We start from the raw sequence: 21,945 nt of genomic DNA, 5'->3' as shown, positions 1-21,945 counted from the left end.
TAGGGTCAGACCACAATTAATCAATCATCATTTCGAGCAGGGGAATTATTCGGGGACAGATCATTCATTTGCAGCGCTTTTGCCCCCTTTTGGGGCGTCGTGCGCGGTGACCGACCTCCGTGGCCGCCCGCGCTGCCTGGGCTGAACATGGCGCCCCACCATTCCCTGCACCTTTTGAAGGAAATCTTCACCGCCCAAAGCCCAACCTTTGTGGGTGGCGTTCGTGAGTTCCGCCACCTGCTTGCTGGACAGACCCTGCTCCAGGCGCCGCCGCCAAGCCACTTCGCGGTCAAACGGTGTGTTGCCCAAGGCCCAATAAAGCGGATGATCCTGAATCAAAGGGTCGACCCGCAAGCCCAGGTGGTGCCCCACACTGGACCACTTGTCTTCTGCCAGCTCCTGCACTGCGCCCGTTCGCAAAGCATGCTGCTCGATGAAAACCATGCCATCAAGCAAGTACCGCGCCGCCTCGATCACGGTGCAGCGGTAACGCCCCGACCACAGGCCACCCCGTCGGTCATGGCGCCGGTTGTAGGCCGCCACATAACGCCGTCCCACGGACTGCATCAACCGGCTCAAGCCCTCGTCCGTCGAGGGCGTGGCCAACAGGTGCAGGTGATCGATCGCGATCACATAGGCGTGGACAGCCACAGACTCTTCACGCGAGGCCTCCTTCAAGGTGCGCAGCAGCAAGGCGACGTCGGTCTCGTCACGGACCAGCGCCTGGCCTTCATGAACGTGCTGAACAACCATGTGAGGCCAATCGGCCCCACTCAAACGTGGCATGCGCGCCATGACTTTGCTCCAGGTCGGGTCTGACCCTCAATTCTGGGGCCAACACACGTTGGCGTGACAGAGGGCCGGAACCCCCTTGTTTGCGGGGGAACCCTGAGCTTTCAAGGACTTCCCCCGATGCTTGAAAACTCCCTGACTTGTAGCCTCCATGGAAGCGTCGCTAAACTGAACGCTTGTCGTTGTACAGCCTGCGGTTGGACTGAATGCTTGGTTTTGTTGTTTGGAGTTTTCTTTGATGGCTGATTCTTCTTCACCCTCCTTGACGCCCTCGGCCATGGGCCGCGTGTCGGGGTGGCTGACGCACTGGGGCATCAGCCCCTTGGCCTTCGACGACACCCTCAGCCTCATCAACCCGTTGTTGACCGTGACGCGCCTGCATGCACGGGTCGTGGCCAAACACGCCGAAACCCCAGGTGCCACCACCCTGGTGCTGCAGGCGGGCTCGGCCTTCCGGGGCCTGCAACCCGGCCAGTTCATCTTGTTCAGTGTGGTGATCGATGGCGTGCGCCACCGCCGCGCCTACTCGCCCCGCAGCATCGGCGGCCACCAGAACCGTTTTGCCATCACCGTGCAGCGCCAGCCGGGCGGCCTGATGTCCAACCACCTCAACCAGCACGTCAAGGTTGGCGACATCATTGAAATCGACCAGGCCGGCGGCGCGTTCACCCTGCCAGCCGCCGCACCCACCCAGGTGCTGCTGATGGCCGGCGGCAGTGGCATCACCCCTTGCATGGCCATGCTGGAGCACTTGCAGCGCAGCAAGGCGGCCACACGCCCCACCTTGATCTACTTTGCCCGGGGCCTCGAGGACCGCATCTTTGCCCGGGCCCTGGACGACATGGCCAAGCGCTGGCCTCAGTTCACGTATGTGGCCATCGACAGTGTGGCCAACACCGCCAATGTGCCTGGGAGCACGGCGCAGCAGCAGGTGCTGGACACCGCGTTGCTGGAACAGACCGTGCCCCAATGGCGCCAGATGCCCGCCTATTGCTGCGGCCCGGCCCCACTGATGGACGCCGCCCGCCAGTTGTGGCTGGACGCCGGCATTGGCGCCCAATTGCACCTGGAAGCCTTCGCGCCCGCCAAGCCCAGCGGTGACACCCACGCGGTGCACACCGTGCAGATGGAGCGTGCCCACCAGACGCGCAGCTTCTCCGCCCCTGGCGACCAGACCATTCTGATCGCGGGCGAGACCGCCGGATTGAGCATGAAACACGGCTGCCGCCAAGGCATTTGCCACGAATGCACCTGCCGCTTGCGCAGTGGCAGCGTGCGTGACCTGACCTCCGGCGCCCGCATCGATGGCGAAGGCCAGCCCATCCGCCTGTGCGTCAGCGCGGCGATGAGCGACCTCGACCTCGAATCCCTGAATTGATTGAGCCTTGCAGGACGACCATGAATCACCCCACGAAACAGATCGGCCCCAAGACCATCGAGCAGATGGACGCCTTCCAACGCGACCTGGACGCCATTGGCGACGAAACCCGCAAGCTGGTCGGCGAGCAGGACGCCCGGCACATCCGCAAAGTGCTGCGCACCGTTCGCCTGACCGAAGCGCTGGGCCGCGCGCTGCTGCTGTTCGGCTGGTTCCCGCCCACGTGGTTCCTGGGCACACTGCTGCTGGGCATCTCCAAGATCGTGGACAACATGGAGTTGGGCCACAACGTGATGCACGGCCAGTACAACTTCATGAACGACCCGCGCTTCCATGGCGACACCTTCGACTGGGACAACACCTGCCCGGCCTCGGAGTGGCGCCATGCGCACAACTTCGTGCACCACACTTACACCAACGTCATCGGCATGGACCGCGACTTTGGCTATGGCCTGCTGCGCTTGTCGAACGACCTGCGCTGGAGCTGGCTGCATCCCTTCCAGTTGCTGCTGACGGCCTTGCTGGCGGTCTACTTCGAGTGGTTCGTGGCCGTGCACGACATGCAGGTCGACAAGGTGGTGATCGGCCGCAAGAAGTGGTCGGAAGTGCGCCCCCAATGGCTGGTGGTGCGCAAGAAATTCGCGCGCCAGTTCATGCGTGATTACGCCGCCTGGCCCTTGCTGGCCGCCGCCCTGGCCATGCCTTTCGGACACGCGGTCGATGCCGGCATCGCCGTGCTGGTGGGCAACTTCGCCGCCAACATCATCCGCAATGTGTGGGCCTGGGCCATCATCTTCTGCGGCCACTTCACCGACGACATCTACACCTTCAGCAAGCAATCGATCAAGAACGAATCGCGCGGCCAGTGGTACCTGCGCCAGATCCTGGGCTCGGCCAACATCCAGGGCGGCCAATGGATGCACTTCATGAGCGGCAACCTGAGCCACCAGGTTGAGCACCACCTCTTCCCCGACATCCCGGCCAACCGCTATGCCGAGATGGCACCCAAGGTGCAAGCCGTGTGCGCCAAGTACGGCGTGCCTTACAACACCGGCAAGTTCGCCTGGCAATTGATGACCGTGCTCAAGCGCGTGGCCCGCTACAGCCTGCCGGGCGGCCCGCACAAGGCTGTGCACATCGAAGTCGAATCCATCGTGCCCGAGAACGCATGACATGAGCCTCAGTGCCGCCAGCCGCCCACCCGTGCGGATCACGCCCGGGCCGAGGACGGCGGCGGAGTTCGATGCCTTTGCCCGCGAGATCGACCAGGTTCGCGTTGATTTCAAGGCCTGCCTGGGCGAGCCCGATTCCCGCTACATCCGCCATGTGCTGTATTTGATTCGCGGACTGGAGTCATCGGGGCGAGCCTTGTTGACGCTGGCGGCCATCGGCTGGCCAATCGGGCTGCTTGGCGCGGTGCTGCTGGGCTTGAGCAAGTGCATCGAGAACATGGAGTTCGGGCACAACGTGATGCACGGCCAGTACAACTGGCTGAACGACCCGCGCTTCGAGGGCCTCAGCTGTGACTGGGACACCATCTGCAGCCAGCAGAACTGGAAAGAGTCCCACAACCACATGCACCACTACTACACCAACGTCGAAGGCATTGACCGTGACTTTGGGTATGGCTTCTTGCGCCTGTCCAGCGACACACCTTGGGAGCCCCGCCACGCCGTGCAGTCCATCTACATGGTCATCGTGGCCCTGCTGTTCGAGTGGGCCATCGGCATCCACAACATGGCCTTTGACCAACTGCGCACTGACCGCGAGGCCACCAAGCTGAACATTGCTCGGCTATGGCCCGGCGCCCGCGCCAAGATGTGGCGCCAGATCAAGAAGGACTACCTGCTGTGGCCCTTGCTGGGCGGCCTGGCCGGCTTGGTGCTGGGTCACGGCTTCTGGGCCGGCCTGGGCGCTTCCTTGTTGGGGCACCTGGTGGCCAATGTCATCCGCAACCTGTGGACCTTTGTGACGATTTTCTGCGGGCATTTCACCGACCAGATCCACACCTTTGACCCGGTGGACTTGAAGGCGGAAACCAAGGGGCAGTATTACCTGCGCCAATGCCTGGGTTCGGCCAACATCAGCGGGGGCAAGGTTTTCAATTTCATGACCGGGCACCTGAGCCACCAGATCGAACACCACCTGTTCCCGGACCTGCCCTCGCGCCGCTATGGCCAATTTGCGCCCCGCGTGCGCGAGATCTGCGCAAGGTATGGCGTGCCCTACAACACCGGTAGCCTGGCCAGGCAGTTTCCGACGGTGCTGTGGCGCGTGCTTCGCCACAGTTTTCCGGGTGGCCAAAGCCCCATGTCGCGCCCGGCCACCGCCGTCGAAGCACCCACTCACGCCCCTTCGTGACGCAGCGCACGCCTGGGGCTTCCAGGCGTTCACATGGTGAGACTGGCCCGGCATTGCCGGGCTTTTTTCTGCATGGGTTTTGGCCTGTTACTGCGGCCGACAAAACCGCTTTGTCAGGTTTCTTCCTACACAACAGGCAGCGTGGACCCGACGCGCCTTACAGCGGCCACCCTATTCAGTTATCCCAGGTGGCTGCGCAGAATCCATTCCATGGTGAGACGCAAATCCCACCCCCACCCGATAGCCAAGACACCCGGAGCCACCCACATGAACGCCGACCAAATCCTGATGGAAATTCGCGAAACCAACCTGTCGTACCTGATGCTGGCCCAGAGCCTGATCCGCGCCGACCGCGAACAAGCCCTGTTCCGCCTGGGCATGTCGGAAGAAGCCGCCGACATGATCTCCATGCTGTCGCCCGCCCAGGTGCTCAAGATCGCCTCCAGCAACACCCTGCTGTGCCGCATGCGTGTCGACGATGACCTGGTCTGGACCCTGCTGACCAACCACGGCAAGTCCGGCTCCAGCGACGTGACCCGCCTGCACGCCAACATCCTGATGGCCGGCCGCCACCAAGAAGCCGCGTGAGCTGACTGACTCTTCTCGTTCTTTAGCACCCGACCCCACACTTCCCCGGAGCCCCACCATGCGCACCAAGAGCCTGTTGACCGAAGCCAAGCAAATCGAACGCGCTGTCACCTTGATCGGCCTGGGCGCCCGCCTGCAAGTGTTGGAGTCGGAGACCGACATCTCTTACGAGCGCCTGCTGCGCCTGTACAAGGAAGTGTCTGGCAAGTCGCCTTCCAAGGGCCAGCTGCCCTTCTCGACCGACTGGTTCATGACCTGGCAGCCCAACATCCACGCCAGCTTGTTCCTCAACATCCACGAGTACCTGAACAAGTCTTCCGAGATCGACGAGATCGATGTCGTCATCAAGGCTTACCAGCTGTACCTGGAACAAACCCAGTCCCAAGGCCTGGAGCCCCTGTTGTCCGTGACCCGCGCCTGGCGCCTGGTCAAGTTCATCGACAACGGCATGCTCAGCCTGACCAAATGCAACAAGTGCGGTGGCTCTTACGTCACCCACCCCCATGAAATCGCCCGCCACTTCACCTGTGGCCTGTGCAACCCCCCTGCCCGCGCCGGCAAGGGCAAGGCCGCTGGCGCATTGCACATGCATTGATTTGTCTTAAGTAGTTCTCTGTAGTGACCGAAGTAGTGGTTGTAGTTGTTCTTGTAGTTTTGCTTGTTTCATTGTTTTCTCCTCCTAGCGTCACGCCAGTGACTTGCCAACGGACTCTTCGGAGTCCGTTTTTTTTCGTTCGCGCAACTTCATGGTCAGACCCACGGGCTCCATCGTGAAGGCCATGTGCTCTTGCGCCGCCTGGCCGTCGGGGGTGTCCACACTGACGATGTCAAAGCGGGACAGCAGCATGGCCATGGCCATCTTCATTTCCAGCAAAGCCAGATAGCGGCCAGGGCACACACGCGGACCGGCGCCGAAGGGCATGGACACGCGCTTGGCGTGGCTGGCGCTGTGCTGCGGGCTGCTGCCCTCGGCCAACCAGCGTTCGGGCTTGAAGGCCGCGGCATCCTCGAAATGCTGCTCGCTGACACTGTCGTGGCGCAGCACGTTCCAGATCAAGGTGCCTTCGGGCACACGCACATCGCCCACCACCGTGTCGCGCGAGGCCTGCAAGGGCAGGAAAGGCGCCACGGGCTTGAGGCGCATGGTTTCGTGGGCGCAGGCCTCCAGGTAGTCCAGCTCGGCCATGGACTCAGGCGTGAAAGCAGCGGGGTCGTTGGCTTTGCTGCGCACTTCGTCCTGCGCGCGCTTCAAGGCCTGCGGGTTGCACTGCAGCAGGTGGATCATCCAGGCCAGGGTGTTGGCCGTGGTGTCTTCGCCCGCCAGCAGCATGGTCAGCACGTTGTCGGCCACGTCCTGGTCGTTCACCCCACTGTCTTGCTGGTCGGCGGCGGCGATCATCGCCTCCAGCAGATTGGGCGGGTTGTCACGGCGGGTGGGGTCGGCCTTCATGCGCCCGCGCGCCTGGTCAATGAATTGATCGATGGCCACCTTCACGGCAGTCACGCTGCGGTCAAGGTCGCGGTCGGCGGGCAGCTTGAGCACGCGCCAATAAGGCACCAGGGTCAGGATGCGCCTGAACAGGGCCGGGAAGATCTTGTCCAGGTGCTGCTGGATGATGTCGTCATTCGACTCCAGGGTGTTCACATCGGCGCCAAAGGCCAGGCCGGTGATGGCATCCACCGTGAATCGCATCAGGTCGGACTGCAGGTCAATGGCACTGCCGGCCTGCGCGGCTTTCTGCCAGCGTGTGCCCAGGCGCTGTGTCACCTTCAGCAAAGACGGGAAATAGGCCCGCACATGCCCAGGGGCAAAGCTGGCCATCACCATGCGCCGCTGGTGGCGCCAGGCATCGCCCTCAGCCGCGAACAAACCCAGCTTCAAGTTCATCTCACGCGAAATGATCGCCAGGCGCTCCGAGCGGTTGAAGTCATCGGGCCGGGCGCGCAAGATCGCGCCGATCAGTTCGTGGTCGGCCACCACCAACACCGGGATCGGGCCAAAGAAGGCGCGGAACAGCGGGCCATGGCGCCGGGCCCATTGCTCCACGTTCTGGTGGATCAAGTCGCGGTTGACCTGGAAAGCGTTGCCCACCAGCGGCAGGCTGGGTGGCCCCGGCAGTTCACTCAATTCGCGAAGCGGTGCAGCGGCGGTGGTCGTGCTCATGGGGCTTCCTCTGGGTTGGTCCGATGACGGCGGGATTAATATGAGCATTATTCAGTTTTAAAAACCGGGCGCAACTCGCATACCGCTCGGTTTTTGCCCATGACCAGATCAACCAAGCCCACTGCCCTGCCTCCCTCTGAAAGCATGCGCAAAATGCCGACGCAAGAGCGCGCACGACGCACGATCGCGGCGATTTTTGAGGCCACGGCTCAGATTGTGGCCAATGGCGGGCCCGAGGCCTTGAGCACCAACAAGGTGGCGCAACGGGCGGGGGTGTCGATCGGCACGCTGTACCAGTACTTTCCGACCAAAGAGGCCATCGTGGTGGCCATGATCGCCCAGGAAAGACTGCGCGTGATGGCCGAGCTGCAGGGCATGCTGGTCAGCGCGGTGCAACAACAAGCCCCTTTGAACGTGGAATCCACCTTGCGCGATCAGGTCCGGGCCTTGTTGGCCGCGCTGGGCACCGGCAGCCACCTCAATCGCGCCATGGTCCGGCTGGGCTGGCACATGGACCACCACGAACAGGTGGCCCAGGCGCAACGCGAGGGCACAGAGCACCTGGCCATCGCCTTGTCACAGCTCAAGAACCCCAAGCTGCGTGTGCCCAGCCCCGCCATGCTGTTCGTGGGCACCCGCGCGGTGATTGGCGTCATCCGCAGCGCCTCGCTGGAGAACTCGCCCCTGCTGGACACCCAGGAATTGGAGGATGAACTGGTGCGCATGGTGTGGCGGCTTGTGACCGTTGATTAACGGCCGGCGCGATTGACCCAGCTGATTTCTGGATGGTGTTTCCCCTGGTTTTCAGGGCTTTGTAAGGGATCTTCTGACAAGACGTGCAGCCGACGCCTAACGCGGGATACAGGTGTGCGCCTATTAAGAAAAGCTGGCATAGGGATCACTATTCATTCCATGGTGAGACGCAAATCCCACCCCCACCCGATAGCCAAGACACCCGGAGCCACCCACATGAACGCCGACCAAATCCTGATGGAAATTCGCGAAACCAACCTGTCGTACCTGATGCTGGCCCAGAGCCTGATCCGCGCCGACCGCGAACAAGCCCTGTTCCGCCTGGGCATGTCGGAAGAAGCCGCCGACATGATCTCCATGCTGTCGCCCGCCCAGGTGCTCAAGATCGCCTCCAGCAACACCCTGCTGTGCCGCATGCGTGTCGATGACGACCTGGTCTGGACCCTGCTGACCAACCACGGCAAGTCCGGCTCCAGCGACGTGACCCGCCTGCACGCCAACATCCTGATGGCCGGCCGCCACCAAGAAGCCGCCTGAGCTGACTGACTCTTCTCGTTCTTTAGCACCCGACCCCACACTTCCCCGGAGCCCCACCATGCGCACCAAGAGCCTGTTGACCGAAGCCAAGCAAATCGAACGTGCTGTCACCTTGATCGGCCTGGGCGCCCGCCTGCAAGTGTTGGAGTCGGAGACCGACATCTCTTACGAGCGCCTGCTGCGCCTGTACAAGGAAGTCTCCGGCAAGTCGCCTTCCAAGGGCCAGCTGCCCTTCTCAACCGACTGGTTCATGACCTGGCAGCCCAACATCCACGCCAGCTTGTTCCTCAACATCCACGAGTACCTGAACAAGTCTTCCGAGATCGACGAGATCGATGTCGTCATCAAGGCTTACCAGCTGTACCTGGAACAAACCCAGTCCCAAGGCCTGGAGCCCCTGTTGTCCGTGACACGCGCCTGGCGCCTGGTCAAGTTCATCGACAACGGCATGCTCAGCCTGACCAAATGCAACAAGTGCGGTGGCTCTTACGTCACCCACCCCCATGAAATCGCCCGCCACTTCACCTGTGGCCTGTGCAACCCTCCTGCCCGCGCCGGCAAGGGCAAGGCCGCTGGCGCATTGCACATGCATTGATTTCGTGAAGTCCGCACGCTGCCGGGGCTCAAGCCGGGGCACGTGCTGCCGATAGAACTGGTGGGCGGGTTGGAAACAAAACGTCCTTGCTTGTCTCCTCCTAGCACGATGAGTGCTTTTAGCGGGCCCCCAAATCGGGCCCGCTTTTTTCTGTGGCATGAAAAAAGCCCCGCCCGCATGCTTCTGTTCACGGCTTAGGAAGCAGGCCCACTCGCCGAAGATCAAGGCATTGATCAACCCTCCGCCTTTCCTTTGACCAGAACACCATGAACGTCGCCATCGGATACATCGTCGCGCTGGGTTGCATCTTTGGGGCATACATCATCCACGGCGGCAACACGGAGGTGATCCTTCATGCCCTGCCCCTGGAAATGATGTCGATCCTGGGAGGTGCCATGGGCGCCTTTGTGGTCAACAACCAGACCAAAACCATCAAGTCGGTGGTGGCCAACTTCGGCCCCCTGTTCAAGGGCTCCAAGTACACCAAGGCACGCTACATGGAACTGATGGCCATGATGTACGAGATCTTGCAAAAGGTGCGCAAGGAAGGTTTGATGTCCATTGAAAAGGACGTTGAAGACCCCCACAACTCCGCCCTGTTCAAGAAGTACCCCACCATGGGCCACGACCACCACGTGGTCGAGTTCATCACCGACTACCTGCGCATGATGGTCTCGGGCAACCTCAATGCCCACGAGATCGAAAGCCTGATGGACAACGAGATCGATACCCACCACCACGAAGGCCATGCCGCCGTGGCCGCCGTGGCCCGCCTGGCCGGTGCGCTGCCCGCCTTCGGGATCGTGGCCGCCGTGCTGGGCGTGGTGAACACCATGGGTTCGGTGGGCCAACCGCCTGCCATCCTGGGGGGCATGATCGGTTCGGCACTGGTCGGCACCTTCCTGGGTATCTTGCTGGCCTATGGCGTAGTCGAACCGCTGGGCGGCCTGATGGAGCAAAAGCTCGACGAAGGCACCAAGGAATTCAACGTGGTCAAAACCGTGCTGCTGGCCAGCATGCAGGGCTACGCGCCGCAAGTGGCCATCGAGTTCGGCCGCAAGGTGCTGTATTCCACCGAACGGCCCACCTTTGCCGAGCTTGAAACCCACGTCAAGGGCAAGAAGTGAGCCTCGCCATGAACCACGCGGAGATCCCTCATGGCCGGTGATTCGAAAAAAGTCCAACCGATCATCATCAAGCGCGTCAAGAAGGGCGGCCACGCCGTTCACGGTGGCGCCTGGAAGATCGCCTATGCCGACTTCGTGACGGCCATGATGGCCTTCTTCCTGCTGATGTGGTTGCTGGGGTCCACCACCGAGGGCGACAAGAAGGGCATTGCCGATTACTTCAACTCGCCGCTGAAGGTGGCCATGTTTGGCGGCTCAGGCGCGGGCGATGCCACCTCGATCATCAAGGGCGGCGGCAACAACCTGGCCGAAAGCGTGGGACAGCTCAAGAAAGGCGCCTCGGAAACCGCCGAGGTCAAGGCCCGCAAGAAAGCCATCAAGGCCGAACAGGCCATCGCCGAGCGCGCCCAGTTGGCCGCACTCAAGCAGAAGATGGAAGAAATCATCGCCAACGATTCACGCCTGGCCCAGTACAAATCGCAGATCCGGCTGGACCTGACCGCCGAGGGCTTGCGCATCCAGATCGTGGACGACCAAAGCCGCCCCATGTTCGACAGCGGCAAAGCCGAGGTCAAGGGCTACATGCGCGACATTCTGCAGTCCATTGGCGCGGTGCTGTCGGTGGTGCCCAACCGCCTGACCATCGAAGGCCACACCGACGCCAAGCCCTTCAGCGCGGGCGAGCGCGGCTACAGCAACTGGGAGCTCTCGGCCGACCGCGCCAATGCCTCGCGGCGCGAACTGATCGCAGGCGGCCTGCCAGGCGACAAGGTGCTGCGCATGCAGGGCCTGGCCGCCAGCTTGCTCTATGAAAAAGACGACCCTGAAAGCCCCTTGAACCGGCGCATCAGCATCGTGGTGATGAACCGCGAGGCCGAAGACCGCTTCTTCCAGGCGGCCAAGGTTGAATCAGGCCAGGTGGACGAAGAAGCCCCCGACGCCGAAGTACCACCCGCCTTGGCCAGCCCGATAAAGGCCTCAAGCCTCCCCACCGAACGCCGATAACGGCTGTGAACACCTCGCGGAGGCCTCTCAGGGTCTCTAACGATTGAATCAAGGACGAGCCATGAGCAATCCCTCCCCCGACATGAAATTCCTGATCGTTGACGACTTTTCCACGATGCGCCGCATCGTCCGAGGTTTGCTCAAGGAAATCGGCTACAACAACGCCGAGGAAGCCGAAGACGGCGCCGTGGCCTTGAACATGCTCAAGAACGGCAAATACGATTTCGTGGTCAGCGACATCAACATGCCCAACATGAATGGCTTTGACCTGCTCAAGGCCATCAAGGCGGACGACACGCTCAAGCACCTGCCCGTGCTGATGGTCACCGCCGAAGCCCGCAAGGAAGACATCGTGCTGGCTGCCCAGACCGGTGCGGCGGGTTACATCGTCAAGCCCTTCACCAAGGCGACGTTGGAAGAGAAGGTGCAAAAAATCATGCAAAAACTCACGGCCGCGGCCTGAGCAGGGGGAACCGATGATGAAGATGGATGATCTGCCCACGATGGCGGCCCCCGCGGCCGCAGCTGCAGCCGCTTCGCCGGAGATATTTCAGCAGCTGGGCACGCTGACACGGCAATTGCACGACACGCTCAACCAATTGGGCGTGCTGCCAAGGCTGACCGATTCGGTCAACAACCTGCCGGATGCGCGCAGCCGCCTGAGCTACATCGCCACCAAGACCGCCGCCGCCGCCGAGAAAGTGCTGAACCTGGTCGACGAAGCCAAAGCCGATCAGGCCCACATCGTGGCCGAGACGCGCAAGCTGGCCCAGTTGCTGGTGGCCGACCCCGTCAAGGCCGTGGCCAGCGGTGCCGTGATGAACTTCGTGGAAGATGTGGAAACCGTCACGCAACGCGTTGACGGGCACCTGACCGACATCATGATGGCGCAGGACTTCCATGACCTGACGGGTCAGGTGGTCGCCAAGGTGGTGTCCCTGGCCACCGACCTGGAAAAGCAACTGGCAGGCGTGCTGATGCAAGCCGCACCGCCCGAGTTGGCTCACAAGGCCGAAGTGGCCATGACAGCCAACCAACACATCGAACCTTCGTTGAGCGGCCCGGTGGTGGATGGCCAAAGCCGCACCGACGTCGTCAACAACCAAGGCGAAGTCGACGACTTGCTGGCCAGCCTGGGTTTCTGAACCCCGGTCTGCAGGGGCGCGTTGTTCAGCGCCCCGCCATCACTTCGCGCACCGTGGCCACCTGTCGCCTCGACACGGCCAGCCACTCGCCAGTTGGCTGAACCTGCACCGCCCAGGTCTCGCCACCCTCCTCATCATCGGCCCGGCGCTCCAGTGCCTTCATCGCCGAACGTGCCACCAGCGCATTGCGGTGCACGCGCACGAACTTGTCCCCCAATTGCCCCTCCAGCTCTGTCAGCGATTGATCCAGCACATGGCTGTGTTCGGCTGTGCGCAAGGTCACGTATTTCAATTCGGCCTTCAGGTAGATGACTTGTGAGGCCGGCACCCGCACCAGGCGACCCCGGTCTTGCGCGACCAAAGTGGGCTCTTCGATCTGCTCAGGCACGCCAGGCGTGGCCGCCAAAGGCTTGCGTTTGACACACCGGGCCAGCGCCGCGTTCAAGCGGTCCAGCCGCACCGGCTTGGTTAGGTAATCCAGCGCTTCCAACTCGAAAGCCTGCAAGGCGTGACCCGCGTGCGCGGTCACGAACACCACGGCGGGTGGATTGGCCAGCGAGCGCAGCCGTTCGGCCAGGCGCAGGCCATCCGGGCCAGGCATCTGGATATCGAGCAAGACCAGATCGACCACGGGGGCGACTCCGCCGTCGGCAGGGCTGAACACCGCCAAAGCCTGCCGGGCATCGCCCGCTTCGGCCACCACTTCGTTGGGGCAATCCGATTGCGACAACAACGTCTTCAAGCGCAAGCGCGCCAGCTGTTCATCGTCCACGACCATGACCCGCAAGGCATCGTTCCCCATCACGCATTCATCCCAGGCTTGAGCGGCACGGACACGCGCACCACGTAGACCGAGGCATGCTCGGCCGTTTCACCTTTGTGCACGCCCGCGGAAAAATTGGCCTCGACATCGTGCATCAGACGCAAGCGCTGGCGCACATTGCGCAAGGCGATGCCATGGCCGGCGGTTGACGCAGCTTGCGGATGCGCCGGCATGGAGTTGGTGATGGTCAACACGGCTTGGCCCGCCTTGACATGCGTGGACACGCGAACCCAGCCACCATCTGGGTCGGCCTCCACGCCATGCTTGACGGCGTTCTCAACCAGCGGCTGCAGCATCAGGGCGGGCACTTCGGCCTCGCCGGCAGCGGGGTCCAACGTCCAGTGCAGGGTCAGGCGATCGCCAAAGCGCAATTGCTCGATGCGCAGGTAGCGCTGCGCCAGGTCGACCTCGTCGGTCAGCGAGGCGCGCAAGTGCGGCGAGGTCAAGGCCTGGCGGAACAACTCGGCCAAGTCCTCCAGGACGGCCTCGGCCCGCGTGGGCTCGATCTGCACGAGCGCGATCGCCGTGTTCAAGGTATTGAACAAAAAATGAGGGCGGATGCGCGCCTGCAACTCGGCCAGGCGTGCCTGCGCCTGGGCCGGCAACTCACTGCGGCCGCGCTGGCGCAACCAGGCCAGGGTGACCGAAGCAAACGTTGCCCCGGTGAGCATGGCTGGGCACACCGCCCACCAACTGCGCGGGGCGCCGCCCATCCACCAATCCAGCATGGACGACTGCACCTCGCCATACAGGCCCGCAAAGGCCCCCAGCACGGCAGCGCTGACCCATTGGCCTGCGGGGGACATGCGCTCGAGCGCCGAACGCCCCGCGCAGGTGAGCACCAGCCACAGCAAGCAGGCCGGCAAGGCCGTGGCCAGGGCCTGTGACCAGCGCACCAGCCAATCGGCCGGGCTGGCCGCCACATGGGCAACCCCCAGCGCCAACACCAGTTGCATGCCCAGCACCACCCGCAACACCACGCCCACATGGCACACGTCAAAAGCCGAGCGCGTTGCACTGCGGGTGGGGGTGGCCGGCTGGTCAAAACCCGTGGCGGCCCACATCGTCGGCGCGGCCAAGGTGTCACCCGCCTGGTCGTTCGCGCGCCCCCTCGACGGGGCTTTGGCCGGCGCGGCATCCCGCGGCCGAGGTGATCGGTTCGACGTGGGGGGCGTGGGCTCTCTACAATCCATGGTTGGAACATTCTCGCCCAACCGCGCTGCGCCATGAGCACAAATCAACTCGACACCAAGTCCCAGGCCTGGTCGGCTCTCTTTTCAGAGCCGATGAGCGACCTGGTCAAACGCTACACCGCCAGCGTGTTTTTCGACAAACGGCTGTGGCGCGCGGACATCCAGGGCTCGCTCGCGCATGCTGAAATGCTGCACGCCCAGGGCCTCATCTCGGCCGCCGACTGGGCTTCGATCGAAAAAGGCATGGCCCAGATCACGCAAGAGATCGAAGCCGGCAACTTCGAATGGAAGCTGGACCTGGAAGATGTGCACCTGAACATCGAGGCGCGCCTGACCACCCTGGTGGGCGACGCCGGCAAGCGCCTGCACACTGGCCGCTCGCGCAACGACCAGGTCGCCACCGACGTGAGGCTGTGGCTGCGTGGCGAGGTCGACGAAATCGGCGTGCTCCTGACCGAGTTGCAAAAGGCCTTGGTGGCCGTGGCCGAGCAGAACGCCGAGACCATCCTGCCCGGCTTCACCCATTTGCAAGTGGCGCAACCCGTGGCCTTTGGCCACCACCTGCTGGCCTATGTCGAGATGTTCGCCCGCGATGCCGAGCGCCTGATCGATCTGCGCAAGCGCATCAACCGCCTGCCCCTGGGTTCGGCCGCCTTGGCCGGCACCAGTTACCCGCTGGACCGCGAACGCGTGGCCCGCACGCTGGGTTTCGAAGGCGTTTCGCAAAACAGCCTGGACGCCGTCAGCGACCGCGACTTCGCCATCGAATTCACCGCCGCCGCATCGCTGGTGATGGTGCACATCTCGCGCTTCAGCGAAGAGCTGATTCTGTGGATGAGTCAATCGTTCGGCTTCATCGATCTGGCCGACCGTTTCTGCACGGGCTCGTCGATCATGCCGCAGAAAAAGAACCCCGACGTGCCCGAGCTGGCACGCGGCAAGACCGGCCGCGTGGTCGGCCACCTGATGGGCCTGATCACCCTGATGAAGGGCCAGCCCCTGGCCTACAACAAGGACAACCAGGAAGACAAGGAACCCTTGTTCGACACGGTCGACACCTTGAAGGACACGCTGCGCATCTTCGCGGAAATGGCCGGTGGCATCACCGTCAAGCCCGAAGCCATGGAGCGTGCCGCCAAGAAGGGCTACGCCACCGCCACCGACCTGGCCGACTACCTGGTCAAGAAGGGCCTGCCTTTCCGCGATGCACATGAAGTCGTGGCGCATGCCGTGAAGGACGCCATTGCCGCGGGCGTGGACTTGTCGGAGTTGCCGCTGGACAAGCTCAAAAACTACAACACGGCCATTGAACAGGACGTGTTCGAGGTGTTGTCACTGCGTGGCTCGCTCAATGCGCGCAACCTGCTGGGCGGCACGGCGCCGGAGCAGGTGCGCGCGCAGGTGGCACGGCACCGGAGCCGCCTGGCCTGACATTGCGCCAGGTCAAGGTCGGTTGGTGGGCGAGCCACTAGCCTCGCGGACATCGCTTTATGGATGAACACGCCCACCATGGTCACCACCCTTGTCTGGTCTGAAGCCTTGTCCCTGTCCATGCCCGCCATGGACGACACCCACCGGGAATTCGTGGATTTGCTGGCGGCCGTTCAGCAGAGCCCGGATGACCAAGTGGTGGAGGCCTGGCAGGCCCTGCTGGCCCACACCGAGGACCACTTTGGGCGCGAAGACCGGTGGATGCTGGCCACGGGCTTTGCCGCTGGCAACTGTCACGCCACCCAGCACGCGGTGGTGCTTCAGGTGATGCGGGAAGGCTTGGCCCAAGGGCAACAAGGCCAGCTGGCTCCCATCCGCCAGATCGCGCATGAACTGGCGCTGTGGTTCCCCCACCACGCACAGAGCATGGATGCCGGCCTGGCGTTGCACCTCAAGAGCATGGGCCACGATCCCGTGACTGGCGAGTTGCCCTACCCGCGCAATGCGGTCACGTTCGACGCGTCTGCAGCGGCGTGCACACCCACCACCTGAGGCAGGCGCTGGCGCACTGTTTTCTCGATGCCGGCCGCATCCAACCCACACATCGACATCAGCTTGACCGGGTCGCCATGCTCCACAAACTCGTCGGGCAGACCCAGGATCACCAAAGGTTTGGTGACGCCCGCATGGCTCAAGGCCTCGGCCACGGCCGATCCGGCGCCGCCCTGCACGCAACCTTCTTCCACAGTCACAAAGGCGTCGTGGGTGCGTGCCAGCTCCAGCAGCAACTCGGTGTCCAGCGGCTTGACGAAACGCATGTTGGCCACGGTCGCGTCCAAGGCTTCTGCGGCTTTCAAGGCCGGGTAGAGCAAGGTGCCAAACGCCAAAATGGCCACGCGCTGGCCGCTCACGGCCTGGCTGGTGCGGCGCACCTCACCCTTGCCCCAAGGCATGGGCTTCAGATCGCTGGACACCGCCACGCCCGCACCCGCGCCACGCGGATAGCGCACGCACACCGGGTGCTGCTGCATGAAGGCGGCGCTGAGCGCCTGGCGGCACTCGTTCTCGTCGGCCGGCGTCAGCATGCTCATGTTGGGGATGCAGCGCACAAAGGCGATGTCGAAAGCGCCCATGTGCGTGGCGCCATCGGCCCCGACGATGCCGGCGCGGTCCAATGCGAACACGACGGGCAGGTTCTGGATGGCCACATCGTGGATCAATTGGTCGTAGCCGCGCTGCAAAAAGGTGGAGTAGATCGCCACCACCGGCTTGAGACCTTCGCAGGCCATGCCGGCTGCGAAGGTCACGGCGTGCTGCTCGGCGATGCCCACGTCGAAATAACGGCCCGGGTACTTCTGGTGGAACTCAACCATGCCCGAGCCTTCGCGCATGGCGGGCGTGATGCCGACCAGGCGCGTGTCGTGCGCGGCCATGTCGCACAACCACTGGCCAAACACCTGCGTGAAGGTGGGCTTGGGCGGCTCGGCTGAAGCCGCGGCCTTGACCAGGCCCACGGCGGGGTCGAACTTGCCGGGGCCGTGGTAGGCGATGGGGTCGGCCTCGGCCAGCTTGTAGCCGTAGCCCTTCTTGGTCACCACGTGCAGGAACTGCGGGCCGCTCAGGTCGCGCAGGTTTTCCAGCGTGGGGATCAACGAGTCGAGGTCGTGGCCATCAATGGGCCCCACGTAGTTGAAGCCGAATTCTTCAAAAATGGTGGCGGGCACGACCATGCCCTTGGCGTGCTCTTCCAACTTCTTGACCAGTTCGAACAAGGGCGGCGCATTGCGCAGCACCTGCTTGGCGCCTTCGCGTGCGGCCGAGTAGAAACGGCCCGACATCAAGCGTGCCAGGTAGCGATTCAGCGCGCCCACTGGCGGGGAGATCGACATGTCATTGTCGTTCAGCACGACCAGCACATCGGCAGGGCGACCGTTGTGCGGCACACCCGCGTTGTTCAGGGCCTCGAAGGCCATGCCGGCCGTCATGGCGCCATCGCCGATGATGGCCACGGCCTTGCGGGCCTCGCCGCGCAACTGCGCGCCCAGGGCCATGCCCAAAGCGGCGGAGATGGATGTAGACGAGTGCGCCGTGCCGAAAGTGTCGTACTCGCTTTCGTCGCGGCGCGGGAAGCCGCTCATGCCGCCCATCTGGCGCAGCGTGGGCATGCGGTCGCGCCGGCCGGTCAGGATTTTGTGCGGGTAGGTTTGGTGGCCCACGTCCCACACCAGGCGGTCGTCGGGCGTGTTGAACACATAGTGCAGCGCGATCGTCAGTTCCACCGTGCCCAGATTGGATGACAGGTGCCCACCCGTGCGCGACACGCTTTGCAGCAGGTACTCGCGCAACTCGCCCGCCAGTTGTTTGAGCTCAAGGCGAGACAGGCGCCTGACATCGGCGGGTGTCTCTATCCTGGACAGCAGGGTGGAGGTCATGGTGGGCTTCCTTGGGGAATGGTTTGTTGTTGTGGGATCAATGGTCGCGGTGCACGATGCGGTCGGCCAGGGCAGCCAGTGCCTGGGTGTGCTCGGGCGACAGACCACTGTCAGACAGCGCATCCTGAGCCTGCAGGAGCAAGCGGTCAACCTCGGCGCGTGCCTGGGCCAAGCCCAGCAGGCTCACGTAGGTGGGTTTGTTGGCATCGGCGTCCTTGCCAGCGGTCTTGCCCAAGGTGTCGGACGGTTGCGTGGCATCCAGGATGTCATCGACCACCTGGAATGCCAGGCCCATGGCGTCGCCATAGCGGCTGAACGCTTCCCAGATAGGGCCGGACTCATCAATGCCGGCGCTGGCCGCGCCCATTTGCACGCTGGCGCGCAGCAAGGCACCAGTTTTACGGTGGTGCATGTCGCGCAAGGCGGTCTCATCCAGGGCCATGCCAATGCTGGCCAGGTCGATGGCCTGACCACCGGCCATGCCGGCTTGTCCGGCCGAGCGTGCCAACAGACGGCACAAGCGGGCCTGGATGGGGGCCCGCATCACCAGATCGTCCGGACAAACGTCCGGGGTCAACACTTCGAAGGCCAAGGCCTGCAGGGCATCGCCGGCCAACATGGCCCGGGCTTCGCCAAACTGCACGTGGACGGTGGGCTTGCCCCGGCGCAGCACGTCGTTGTCCATGCAGGGCATGTCGTCGTGGACCAGGGAATAGGCATGGATCAATTCAACGGCGCAAGCCGCGCGCAAGGCGGCGTCCTGGCCGGCGGGCGTTTGCTCGGCCCCGGCGGCTTGCGCGGCGGCCATCACCAGCAGGGCACGCAAGCGTTTGCCCCCGTCCAGCACGCCATAACGCATCGCCTCACCCAGACCAGCCGGCGCCTCAAGCGGCACCCACTCATCCAGCGCCGATTCGACGCGGCTCAGCACCTGGGACGACCAGTCGGCATAAGCCTGGGGGTTCATGCAGCGTCCCAGGGTTTGAGTTGGCCGTCTTCCAGCAACTTGACCTGGGCCTCCACCGCCTCCAGCCGCGCGCGGCAGAACTGCAGCAACTGCGCGCCGCGCCGGTAGCTGGTCAGCAGACCATCCAGGGGCAATTGACCGGACTCCATCTGGCTCACCAGGCGTTCCAGTTCCGACTGAGCCTCCTCGTAAGTGGACGGCAAGGGCGGCTCTTGAGAGGGATCTGCAGCGGAAACGGGGATTTTGGCCATGGTGTCGCCCGGGCAAGCCCGGCGTGAGGGCAAACGCGTATTCTATTTCGCCTGAAGGGCCAAATGTAGACCCCCGGGCCCCGTGTGAAGTTCAACGCGGCCCCCGGTCTGGGGTGGGTGCTTGACCTTACCCGGCCCCACCATTTGCCCGGCGGGTACAATTTCGGGTTTTCCCGTCACGAATCGGGGTGGTCCTCGGCTGCGGCCGAGGTTTGGTTGACATAGGTTTTTGGAGAACCTGGGGATCATGTCCGACCTGAGTCCTGCGCTCAATGCTCTCGCCCGCAGCCGCACGCAGCTGCCTGTTTCCAGCTACTTCGATGAAGTACTTTATCAGCGGGAGCTCGAACGCATCTTTCAGTCCGGTCCTCGCTACCTGGGGCACGCCCTGTCGGTGCCCGAGGTCGGCGATTACTACGCACTGCCTCAAGAGAGCGAAGGCCGCGTGCTCGTGCGCACTGAAAAAGGCGTCGAGCTGATCTCCAACGTCTGCCGCCACCGGCAGGCCGTGATGCTGCGCGGGCGCGGCAACAGCCGCCACAACGTGGTCTGCCCCCTGCACCGCTGGACGTACGACCTGCACGGCCAACTCATCGGCGCGCCGCACTTCGACCACGACCCCTGCCTGAACCTGAACAACTACAAGGTTCGCGACTGGAATGGCCTGATCTTTGAAGACAACGGCCGCGACGTGGCCGCTGATCTGGCCGGCATGTCGCCGCGCTTTGCGCCCGGCGGCGACCTCGACTTCACCGGCTTCGTGCTGGACAAGGTCGAGCTGCACGAGTGCAACTACAACTGGAAGACCTTCATCGAGGTCTACCTGGAGGACTACCACGTCGGCCCCTTCCACCCCGGCCTGGGCAACTTCGTGACCTGCGACGACCTGAGTTGGGACATGGCGCGCGAGTACTCGGTGCAAACCGTGGGCGTGGCCAAGACGTTCGACCGCCCGGGCTCCGAGGCCTACAAGAAGTGGCACGACGTTGTCCTGAAGTACCGCAACGGCGAAAAGCCCACGCAAGGCGCCGTCTGGCTCACCTACTACCCCACGATGATGGTGGAGTGGTATCCGCATGTGCTGGTGGTGTCCAACATGTACCCGCAGGGGCCACAAAAAACCCTCAACGTGGTCGAGTTCTATTACCCCGAAGAGATCGTCGCCTTCGAACGCGATTTCGTCGAAGCGCACCAGGCCGCCTACATGGAGACCTGCGTGGAGGACGACGAGATCGCCGAGCGCATGGACGCCGGCCGCAAGGCCCTGATGCTGCGCGGCGACAACGAAGTCGGCCCCTACCAAAGCCCGATGGAAGACGGCATGCAGCACTTCCACGAGTGGTACCGCCGCACCATGGATTTCCGCGACGAGTGATGAAAAAGCGCACCGCCCCGTGAACGCGCTTGTCAAGGTGGCCTCGCGTCAATCCGCCGCCGGGTTGATGGTGATCGCCACCTTGCTGTTCGCGGCCATGGGGGTGTGCGTCAAGAAGGCCTCGGTCGAGGTCACCACTGGCGAAGTCGTGTTCTTTCGGGGGCTGGTGGGTGCCGTGATGATGGCCTTGCTGGCCTGGCATCAACGCCTTTCCTTGGCGACCACGGTGCCTCGGCTGCATTTGTGGCGCGGCTTCGCGGGTGTCTCGGCCCTGACCTTGTGGTTCTACGCCATTGCCCACATGCCGCTGTCCACGGCAGTGACCTTGAACTACATGTCCTCGGTCTGGATGGCAGTCTTTTTGGGTTTGCGGCTGGCGTGGCGGCGCTGGCGCGGCCTGCCGGGCAAAAGCATTCCCCCTTCTTTGTTGCTGGCAGTGGCCGTGGGCTTTGTCGGCGTGGCGCTGGTACTGCGCCCTACCCTGCAGCGCGATCAATGGCTGGAAGGGCTGCTGGGCCTGGCCTCGGGCATGTTGTCGGCCTGGGCCTATCTGCAAGTGGCCAGCCTGGGCCGCACGGGCGAGCCAGAGCACCGGGTGGTGTTTTATTTTTCGATGTTTGGCACGGTGGCGGGCTTGGTGATCAGCCTGGTCATGGCCAGCGCCGGCCAGATGGCATGGCACCAGCCCAGCACCATGGGCTGGGTCTGGCTGTTGGGCATTGGCGGCTTTGCCACCTTGGCCCAGTTGGCCATGACGCGGGCTTATGCGCGCGGTCAGGCTTTGGTCATGGCCAGCTTGCAATACCTGGGCATTGCGCATGCCTTCGTGTTGGGGGTGTGGCTGTTTGATGACCCAGTGAATGCGTTGTCACTGGTGGGGATGGCCTTGATTGTGTTGGCGGGGATCGCGGCCACGCGGTCCAGTTCGGTGATCAAGGACTGAGTGCTTTTTTTTTAGAGCGCGGGGCGCGGGCTGGGGCGGTCTCCGGCAGGGCTTCAGCTTGGTGGTCCCGCTGGTAGCGGGACTG

The 21,945-nt window shown here is 63.4% G+C and carries 23 protein-coding genes; 16 read left to right on the top strand and 7 right to left on the bottom strand.

Annotation, left to right across the window (positions count from 1 at the left end; translation table 11 throughout):
• Positions 1-60: 60 nt before the first annotated feature.
• Positions 61-795 carry a transposase gene (locus LQ232_RS03365; RefSeq protein ID WP_230178966.1) on the bottom strand — a complete coding sequence of 245 codons (735 nt, stop codon included), beginning with the start codon at positions 793-795 and terminating at the stop codon, positions 61-63.
• Positions 796-1,030: 235 nt separating this feature from the next.
• Between LQ232_RS03365 and LQ232_RS03360 the strand changes: the two genes are divergently transcribed.
• The 5 genes from LQ232_RS03360 (at position 1,031) to flhC (LQ232_RS03340) (ending at position 5,714) form a co-directional block, all read left to right on the top strand.
• Positions 1,031-2,170: a ferredoxin reductase gene (locus tag LQ232_RS03360; protein ID WP_230178965.1), complete on the top strand. Its 1,140-nt coding sequence runs from the start codon at positions 1,031-1,033 to the stop codon at positions 2,168-2,170.
• A gap of 20 nt (positions 2,171-2,190) precedes the next feature.
• Positions 2,191-3,342, top strand: a complete 1,152-nt coding sequence (locus LQ232_RS03355; protein ID WP_230178963.1) for an acyl-CoA desaturase — start codon at positions 2,191-2,193, stop codon at positions 3,340-3,342.
• Between the two features lies 1 nt (position 3,343).
• Positions 3,344-4,531 carry an acyl-CoA desaturase gene (locus tag LQ232_RS03350; RefSeq protein ID WP_230178962.1) on the top strand — a complete coding sequence of 396 codons (1,188 nt, stop codon included), beginning with the start codon at positions 3,344-3,346 and terminating at the stop codon, positions 4,529-4,531.
• A 267-nt stretch (positions 4,532-4,798) separates the two neighbouring features.
• Positions 4,799-5,119, top strand: a complete 321-nt coding sequence (flhD, locus tag LQ232_RS03345; protein ID WP_230178955.1) for a flagellar transcriptional regulator FlhD — start codon at positions 4,799-4,801, stop codon at positions 5,117-5,119.
• Between the two features lie 58 nt (positions 5,120-5,177).
• Positions 5,178-5,714 (top strand): flagellar transcriptional regulator FlhC, encoded by a 537-nt coding sequence (gene flhC, locus LQ232_RS03340; protein WP_230178953.1) that lies wholly within the window; start codon positions 5,178-5,180, stop codon positions 5,712-5,714.
• A gap of 90 nt (positions 5,715-5,804) precedes the next feature.
• Here flhC (LQ232_RS03340) and LQ232_RS03335 read toward each other — a convergent pair whose 3' ends face one another.
• Positions 5,805-7,283 (bottom strand): cytochrome P450, encoded by a 1,479-nt coding sequence (locus tag LQ232_RS03335; RefSeq protein ID WP_230178961.1) that lies wholly within the window; start codon positions 7,281-7,283, stop codon positions 5,805-5,807.
• A gap of 99 nt (positions 7,284-7,382) precedes the next feature.
• Between LQ232_RS03335 and LQ232_RS03330 the strand changes: the two genes are divergently transcribed.
• From LQ232_RS03330 to LQ232_RS03300, 7 genes are all read left to right on the top strand, one after another.
• Positions 7,383-8,036 (top strand): TetR/AcrR family transcriptional regulator, encoded by a 654-nt coding sequence (locus LQ232_RS03330; protein ID WP_230178958.1) that lies wholly within the window; start codon positions 7,383-7,385, stop codon positions 8,034-8,036.
• Positions 8,037-8,252: 216 nt separating this feature from the next.
• Positions 8,253-8,573: a flagellar transcriptional regulator FlhD gene (flhD, locus tag LQ232_RS03325; protein ID WP_230178955.1), complete on the top strand. Its 321-nt coding sequence runs from the start codon at positions 8,253-8,255 to the stop codon at positions 8,571-8,573.
• Between the two features lie 58 nt (positions 8,574-8,631).
• The gene (gene flhC / locus LQ232_RS03320) at positions 8,632-9,168 is read left to right on the top strand and encodes a flagellar transcriptional regulator FlhC (RefSeq protein ID WP_230178953.1); all 537 of its coding nucleotides are present in this window, start codon (positions 8,632-8,634) and stop codon (positions 9,166-9,168) included.
• A 266-nt stretch (positions 9,169-9,434) separates the two neighbouring features.
• The gene (gene motA / locus LQ232_RS03315) at positions 9,435-10,295 is read left to right on the top strand and encodes a flagellar motor stator protein MotA (RefSeq protein ID WP_230178951.1); all 861 of its coding nucleotides are present in this window, start codon (positions 9,435-9,437) and stop codon (positions 10,293-10,295) included.
• Between the two features lie 30 nt (positions 10,296-10,325).
• On the top strand, positions 10,326-11,300 hold the full coding sequence (gene motB / locus LQ232_RS03310; RefSeq protein ID WP_230178948.1) for a flagellar motor protein MotB: 975 nt from the start codon (positions 10,326-10,328) through the stop codon (positions 11,298-11,300).
• Between the two features lie 61 nt (positions 11,301-11,361).
• Complete coding sequence (gene cheY / locus LQ232_RS03305) at positions 11,362-11,763, top strand: chemotaxis response regulator CheY (protein ID WP_230178946.1); 402 nt, start codon at positions 11,362-11,364, stop codon at positions 11,761-11,763.
• Between the two features lie 16 nt (positions 11,764-11,779).
• A complete protein-coding gene (locus LQ232_RS03300; RefSeq protein WP_230179713.1) occupies positions 11,780-12,445 on the top strand; it encodes a protein phosphatase CheZ in 666 nt (221 codons plus the stop codon).
• A gap of 25 nt (positions 12,446-12,470) precedes the next feature.
• On the opposite strand, the gene LQ232_RS03295 is transcribed toward LQ232_RS03300, so the two are convergent.
• Together LQ232_RS03295 and LQ232_RS03290 are read right to left on the bottom strand one after the other, a co-directional pair.
• Positions 12,471-13,247 (bottom strand): LytTR family DNA-binding domain-containing protein, encoded by a 777-nt coding sequence (locus LQ232_RS03295; protein WP_230178944.1) that lies wholly within the window; start codon positions 13,245-13,247, stop codon positions 12,471-12,473.
• Complete coding sequence (locus LQ232_RS03290; RefSeq protein WP_230178942.1) at positions 13,247-14,461, bottom strand: sensor histidine kinase; 1,215 nt, start codon at positions 14,459-14,461, stop codon at positions 13,247-13,249. The genes LQ232_RS03295 and LQ232_RS03290 overlap by 1 nt, the downstream gene beginning before the upstream one ends.
• A gap of 33 nt (positions 14,462-14,494) precedes the next feature.
• On the opposite strand from LQ232_RS03290, the gene argH reads away from it, so the two are divergent.
• Positions 14,495-15,892, top strand: a complete 1,398-nt coding sequence (gene argH / locus LQ232_RS03285) for an argininosuccinate lyase (RefSeq protein ID WP_230178941.1) — start codon at positions 14,495-14,497, stop codon at positions 15,890-15,892.
• 63 nt (positions 15,893-15,955) lie between these two features.
• Entirely contained in the window at positions 15,956-16,444 is a 489-nt protein-coding gene (locus LQ232_RS03280; protein WP_230178936.1) for a bacteriohemerythrin, read from the top strand.
• Here LQ232_RS03280 and dxs read toward each other — a convergent pair.
• From dxs to xseB, 3 genes are read right to left on the bottom strand one after another with little or no spacing between them, the layout of a single operon-like run.
• Positions 16,384-18,324: a 1-deoxy-D-xylulose-5-phosphate synthase gene (gene dxs / locus LQ232_RS03275; RefSeq protein WP_230178935.1), complete on the bottom strand. Its 1,941-nt coding sequence runs from the start codon at positions 18,322-18,324 to the stop codon at positions 16,384-16,386. The two genes, LQ232_RS03280 and dxs, sit on opposite strands and share 61 nt — an antisense overlap.
• Before the next feature lie 37 nt (positions 18,325-18,361).
• Positions 18,362-19,291 carry a polyprenyl synthetase family protein gene (locus tag LQ232_RS03270; RefSeq protein ID WP_230178931.1) on the bottom strand — a complete coding sequence of 310 codons (930 nt, stop codon included), beginning with the start codon at positions 19,289-19,291 and terminating at the stop codon, positions 18,362-18,364.
• Positions 19,288-19,542, bottom strand: a complete 255-nt coding sequence (gene xseB, locus LQ232_RS03265; protein ID WP_230178929.1) for an exodeoxyribonuclease VII small subunit — start codon at positions 19,540-19,542, stop codon at positions 19,288-19,290. Before xseB ends, LQ232_RS03270 begins: the two co-directional genes overlap by 4 nt.
• 247 nt (positions 19,543-19,789) lie before the next feature.
• Between xseB and LQ232_RS03260 the strand changes: the two genes are divergently transcribed.
• Complete coding sequence (locus LQ232_RS03260) at positions 19,790-20,917, top strand: aromatic ring-hydroxylating dioxygenase subunit alpha (RefSeq protein ID WP_230178928.1); 1,128 nt, start codon at positions 19,790-19,792, stop codon at positions 20,915-20,917.
• 19 nt (positions 20,918-20,936) lie between these two features.
• On the top strand, positions 20,937-21,860 hold the full coding sequence (locus tag LQ232_RS03255) for a DMT family transporter (protein ID WP_230178927.1): 924 nt from the start codon (positions 20,937-20,939) through the stop codon (positions 21,858-21,860).
• Positions 21,861-21,945: the final 85 nt, after the last annotated feature.

The organism is Aquabacterium sp. CECT 9606 (genome assembly GCF_918741295.1).
GTDB lineage: Bacteria > Pseudomonadota > Gammaproteobacteria > Burkholderiales > Burkholderiaceae_C > Aquabacterium.
The sequence above is the reverse complement of the archived record's forward strand: the minus strand, read 5'-3'. Positions and strand labels throughout refer to the sequence as shown.

Excerpts from the sequence above, each read along its gene's own strand:
- LQ232_RS03365 (WP_230178966.1), bottom strand. The coding sequence starts at position 795 with ATGGCGCGCATGCCACGTTTGAGTGGGGCCGATTGGCCTCACATGGTT.
- flhC (WP_230178953.1), top strand. The coding sequence starts at position 8,632 with ATGCGCACCAAGAGCCTGTTGACCGAAGCCAAGCAAATCGAACGTGCT.
- xseB (WP_230178929.1), bottom strand. The coding sequence starts at position 19,542 with ATGGCCAAAATCCCCGTTTCCGCTGCAGATCCCTCTCAAGAGCCGCCC.
- LQ232_RS03335 (WP_230178961.1), bottom strand. The coding sequence starts at position 7,283 with ATGAGCACGACCACCGCCGCTGCACCGCTTCGCGAATTGAGTGAACTG.
- dxs (WP_230178935.1), bottom strand. The coding sequence starts at position 18,324 with ATGACCTCCACCCTGCTGTCCAGGATAGAGACACCCGCCGATGTCAGG.
- flhD (WP_230178955.1), top strand. The coding sequence starts at position 8,253 with ATGAACGCCGACCAAATCCTGATGGAAATTCGCGAAACCAACCTGTCG.
- LQ232_RS03350 (WP_230178962.1), top strand. The coding sequence starts at position 3,344 with ATGAGCCTCAGTGCCGCCAGCCGCCCACCCGTGCGGATCACGCCCGGG.
- LQ232_RS03290 (WP_230178942.1), bottom strand. The coding sequence starts at position 14,461 with ATGGATTGTAGAGAGCCCACGCCCCCCACGTCGAACCGATCACCTCGG.
- LQ232_RS03330 (WP_230178958.1), top strand. The coding sequence starts at position 7,383 with ATGACCAGATCAACCAAGCCCACTGCCCTGCCTCCCTCTGAAAGCATG.
- flhD (WP_230178955.1), top strand. The coding sequence starts at position 4,799 with ATGAACGCCGACCAAATCCTGATGGAAATTCGCGAAACCAACCTGTCG.
- LQ232_RS03300 (WP_230179713.1), top strand. The coding sequence starts at position 11,780 with ATGAAGATGGATGATCTGCCCACGATGGCGGCCCCCGCGGCCGCAGCT.
- flhC (WP_230178953.1), top strand. The coding sequence starts at position 5,178 with ATGCGCACCAAGAGCCTGTTGACCGAAGCCAAGCAAATCGAACGCGCT.
- LQ232_RS03260 (WP_230178928.1), top strand. The coding sequence starts at position 19,790 with ATGTCCGACCTGAGTCCTGCGCTCAATGCTCTCGCCCGCAGCCGCACG.
- LQ232_RS03355 (WP_230178963.1), top strand. The coding sequence starts at position 2,191 with ATGAATCACCCCACGAAACAGATCGGCCCCAAGACCATCGAGCAGATG.
- cheY (WP_230178946.1), top strand. The coding sequence starts at position 11,362 with ATGAGCAATCCCTCCCCCGACATGAAATTCCTGATCGTTGACGACTTT.
- motA (WP_230178951.1), top strand. The coding sequence starts at position 9,435 with ATGAACGTCGCCATCGGATACATCGTCGCGCTGGGTTGCATCTTTGGG.
- LQ232_RS03280 (WP_230178936.1), top strand. The coding sequence starts at position 15,956 with ATGAACACGCCCACCATGGTCACCACCCTTGTCTGGTCTGAAGCCTTG.
- LQ232_RS03270 (WP_230178931.1), bottom strand. The coding sequence starts at position 19,291 with ATGAACCCCCAGGCTTATGCCGACTGGTCGTCCCAGGTGCTGAGCCGC.
- motB (WP_230178948.1), top strand. The coding sequence starts at position 10,326 with ATGGCCGGTGATTCGAAAAAAGTCCAACCGATCATCATCAAGCGCGTC.
- LQ232_RS03360 (WP_230178965.1), top strand. The coding sequence starts at position 1,031 with ATGGCTGATTCTTCTTCACCCTCCTTGACGCCCTCGGCCATGGGCCGC.
- LQ232_RS03295 (WP_230178944.1), bottom strand. The coding sequence starts at position 13,247 with ATGGGGAACGATGCCTTGCGGGTCATGGTCGTGGACGATGAACAGCTG.
- argH (WP_230178941.1), top strand. The coding sequence starts at position 14,495 with ATGAGCACAAATCAACTCGACACCAAGTCCCAGGCCTGGTCGGCTCTC.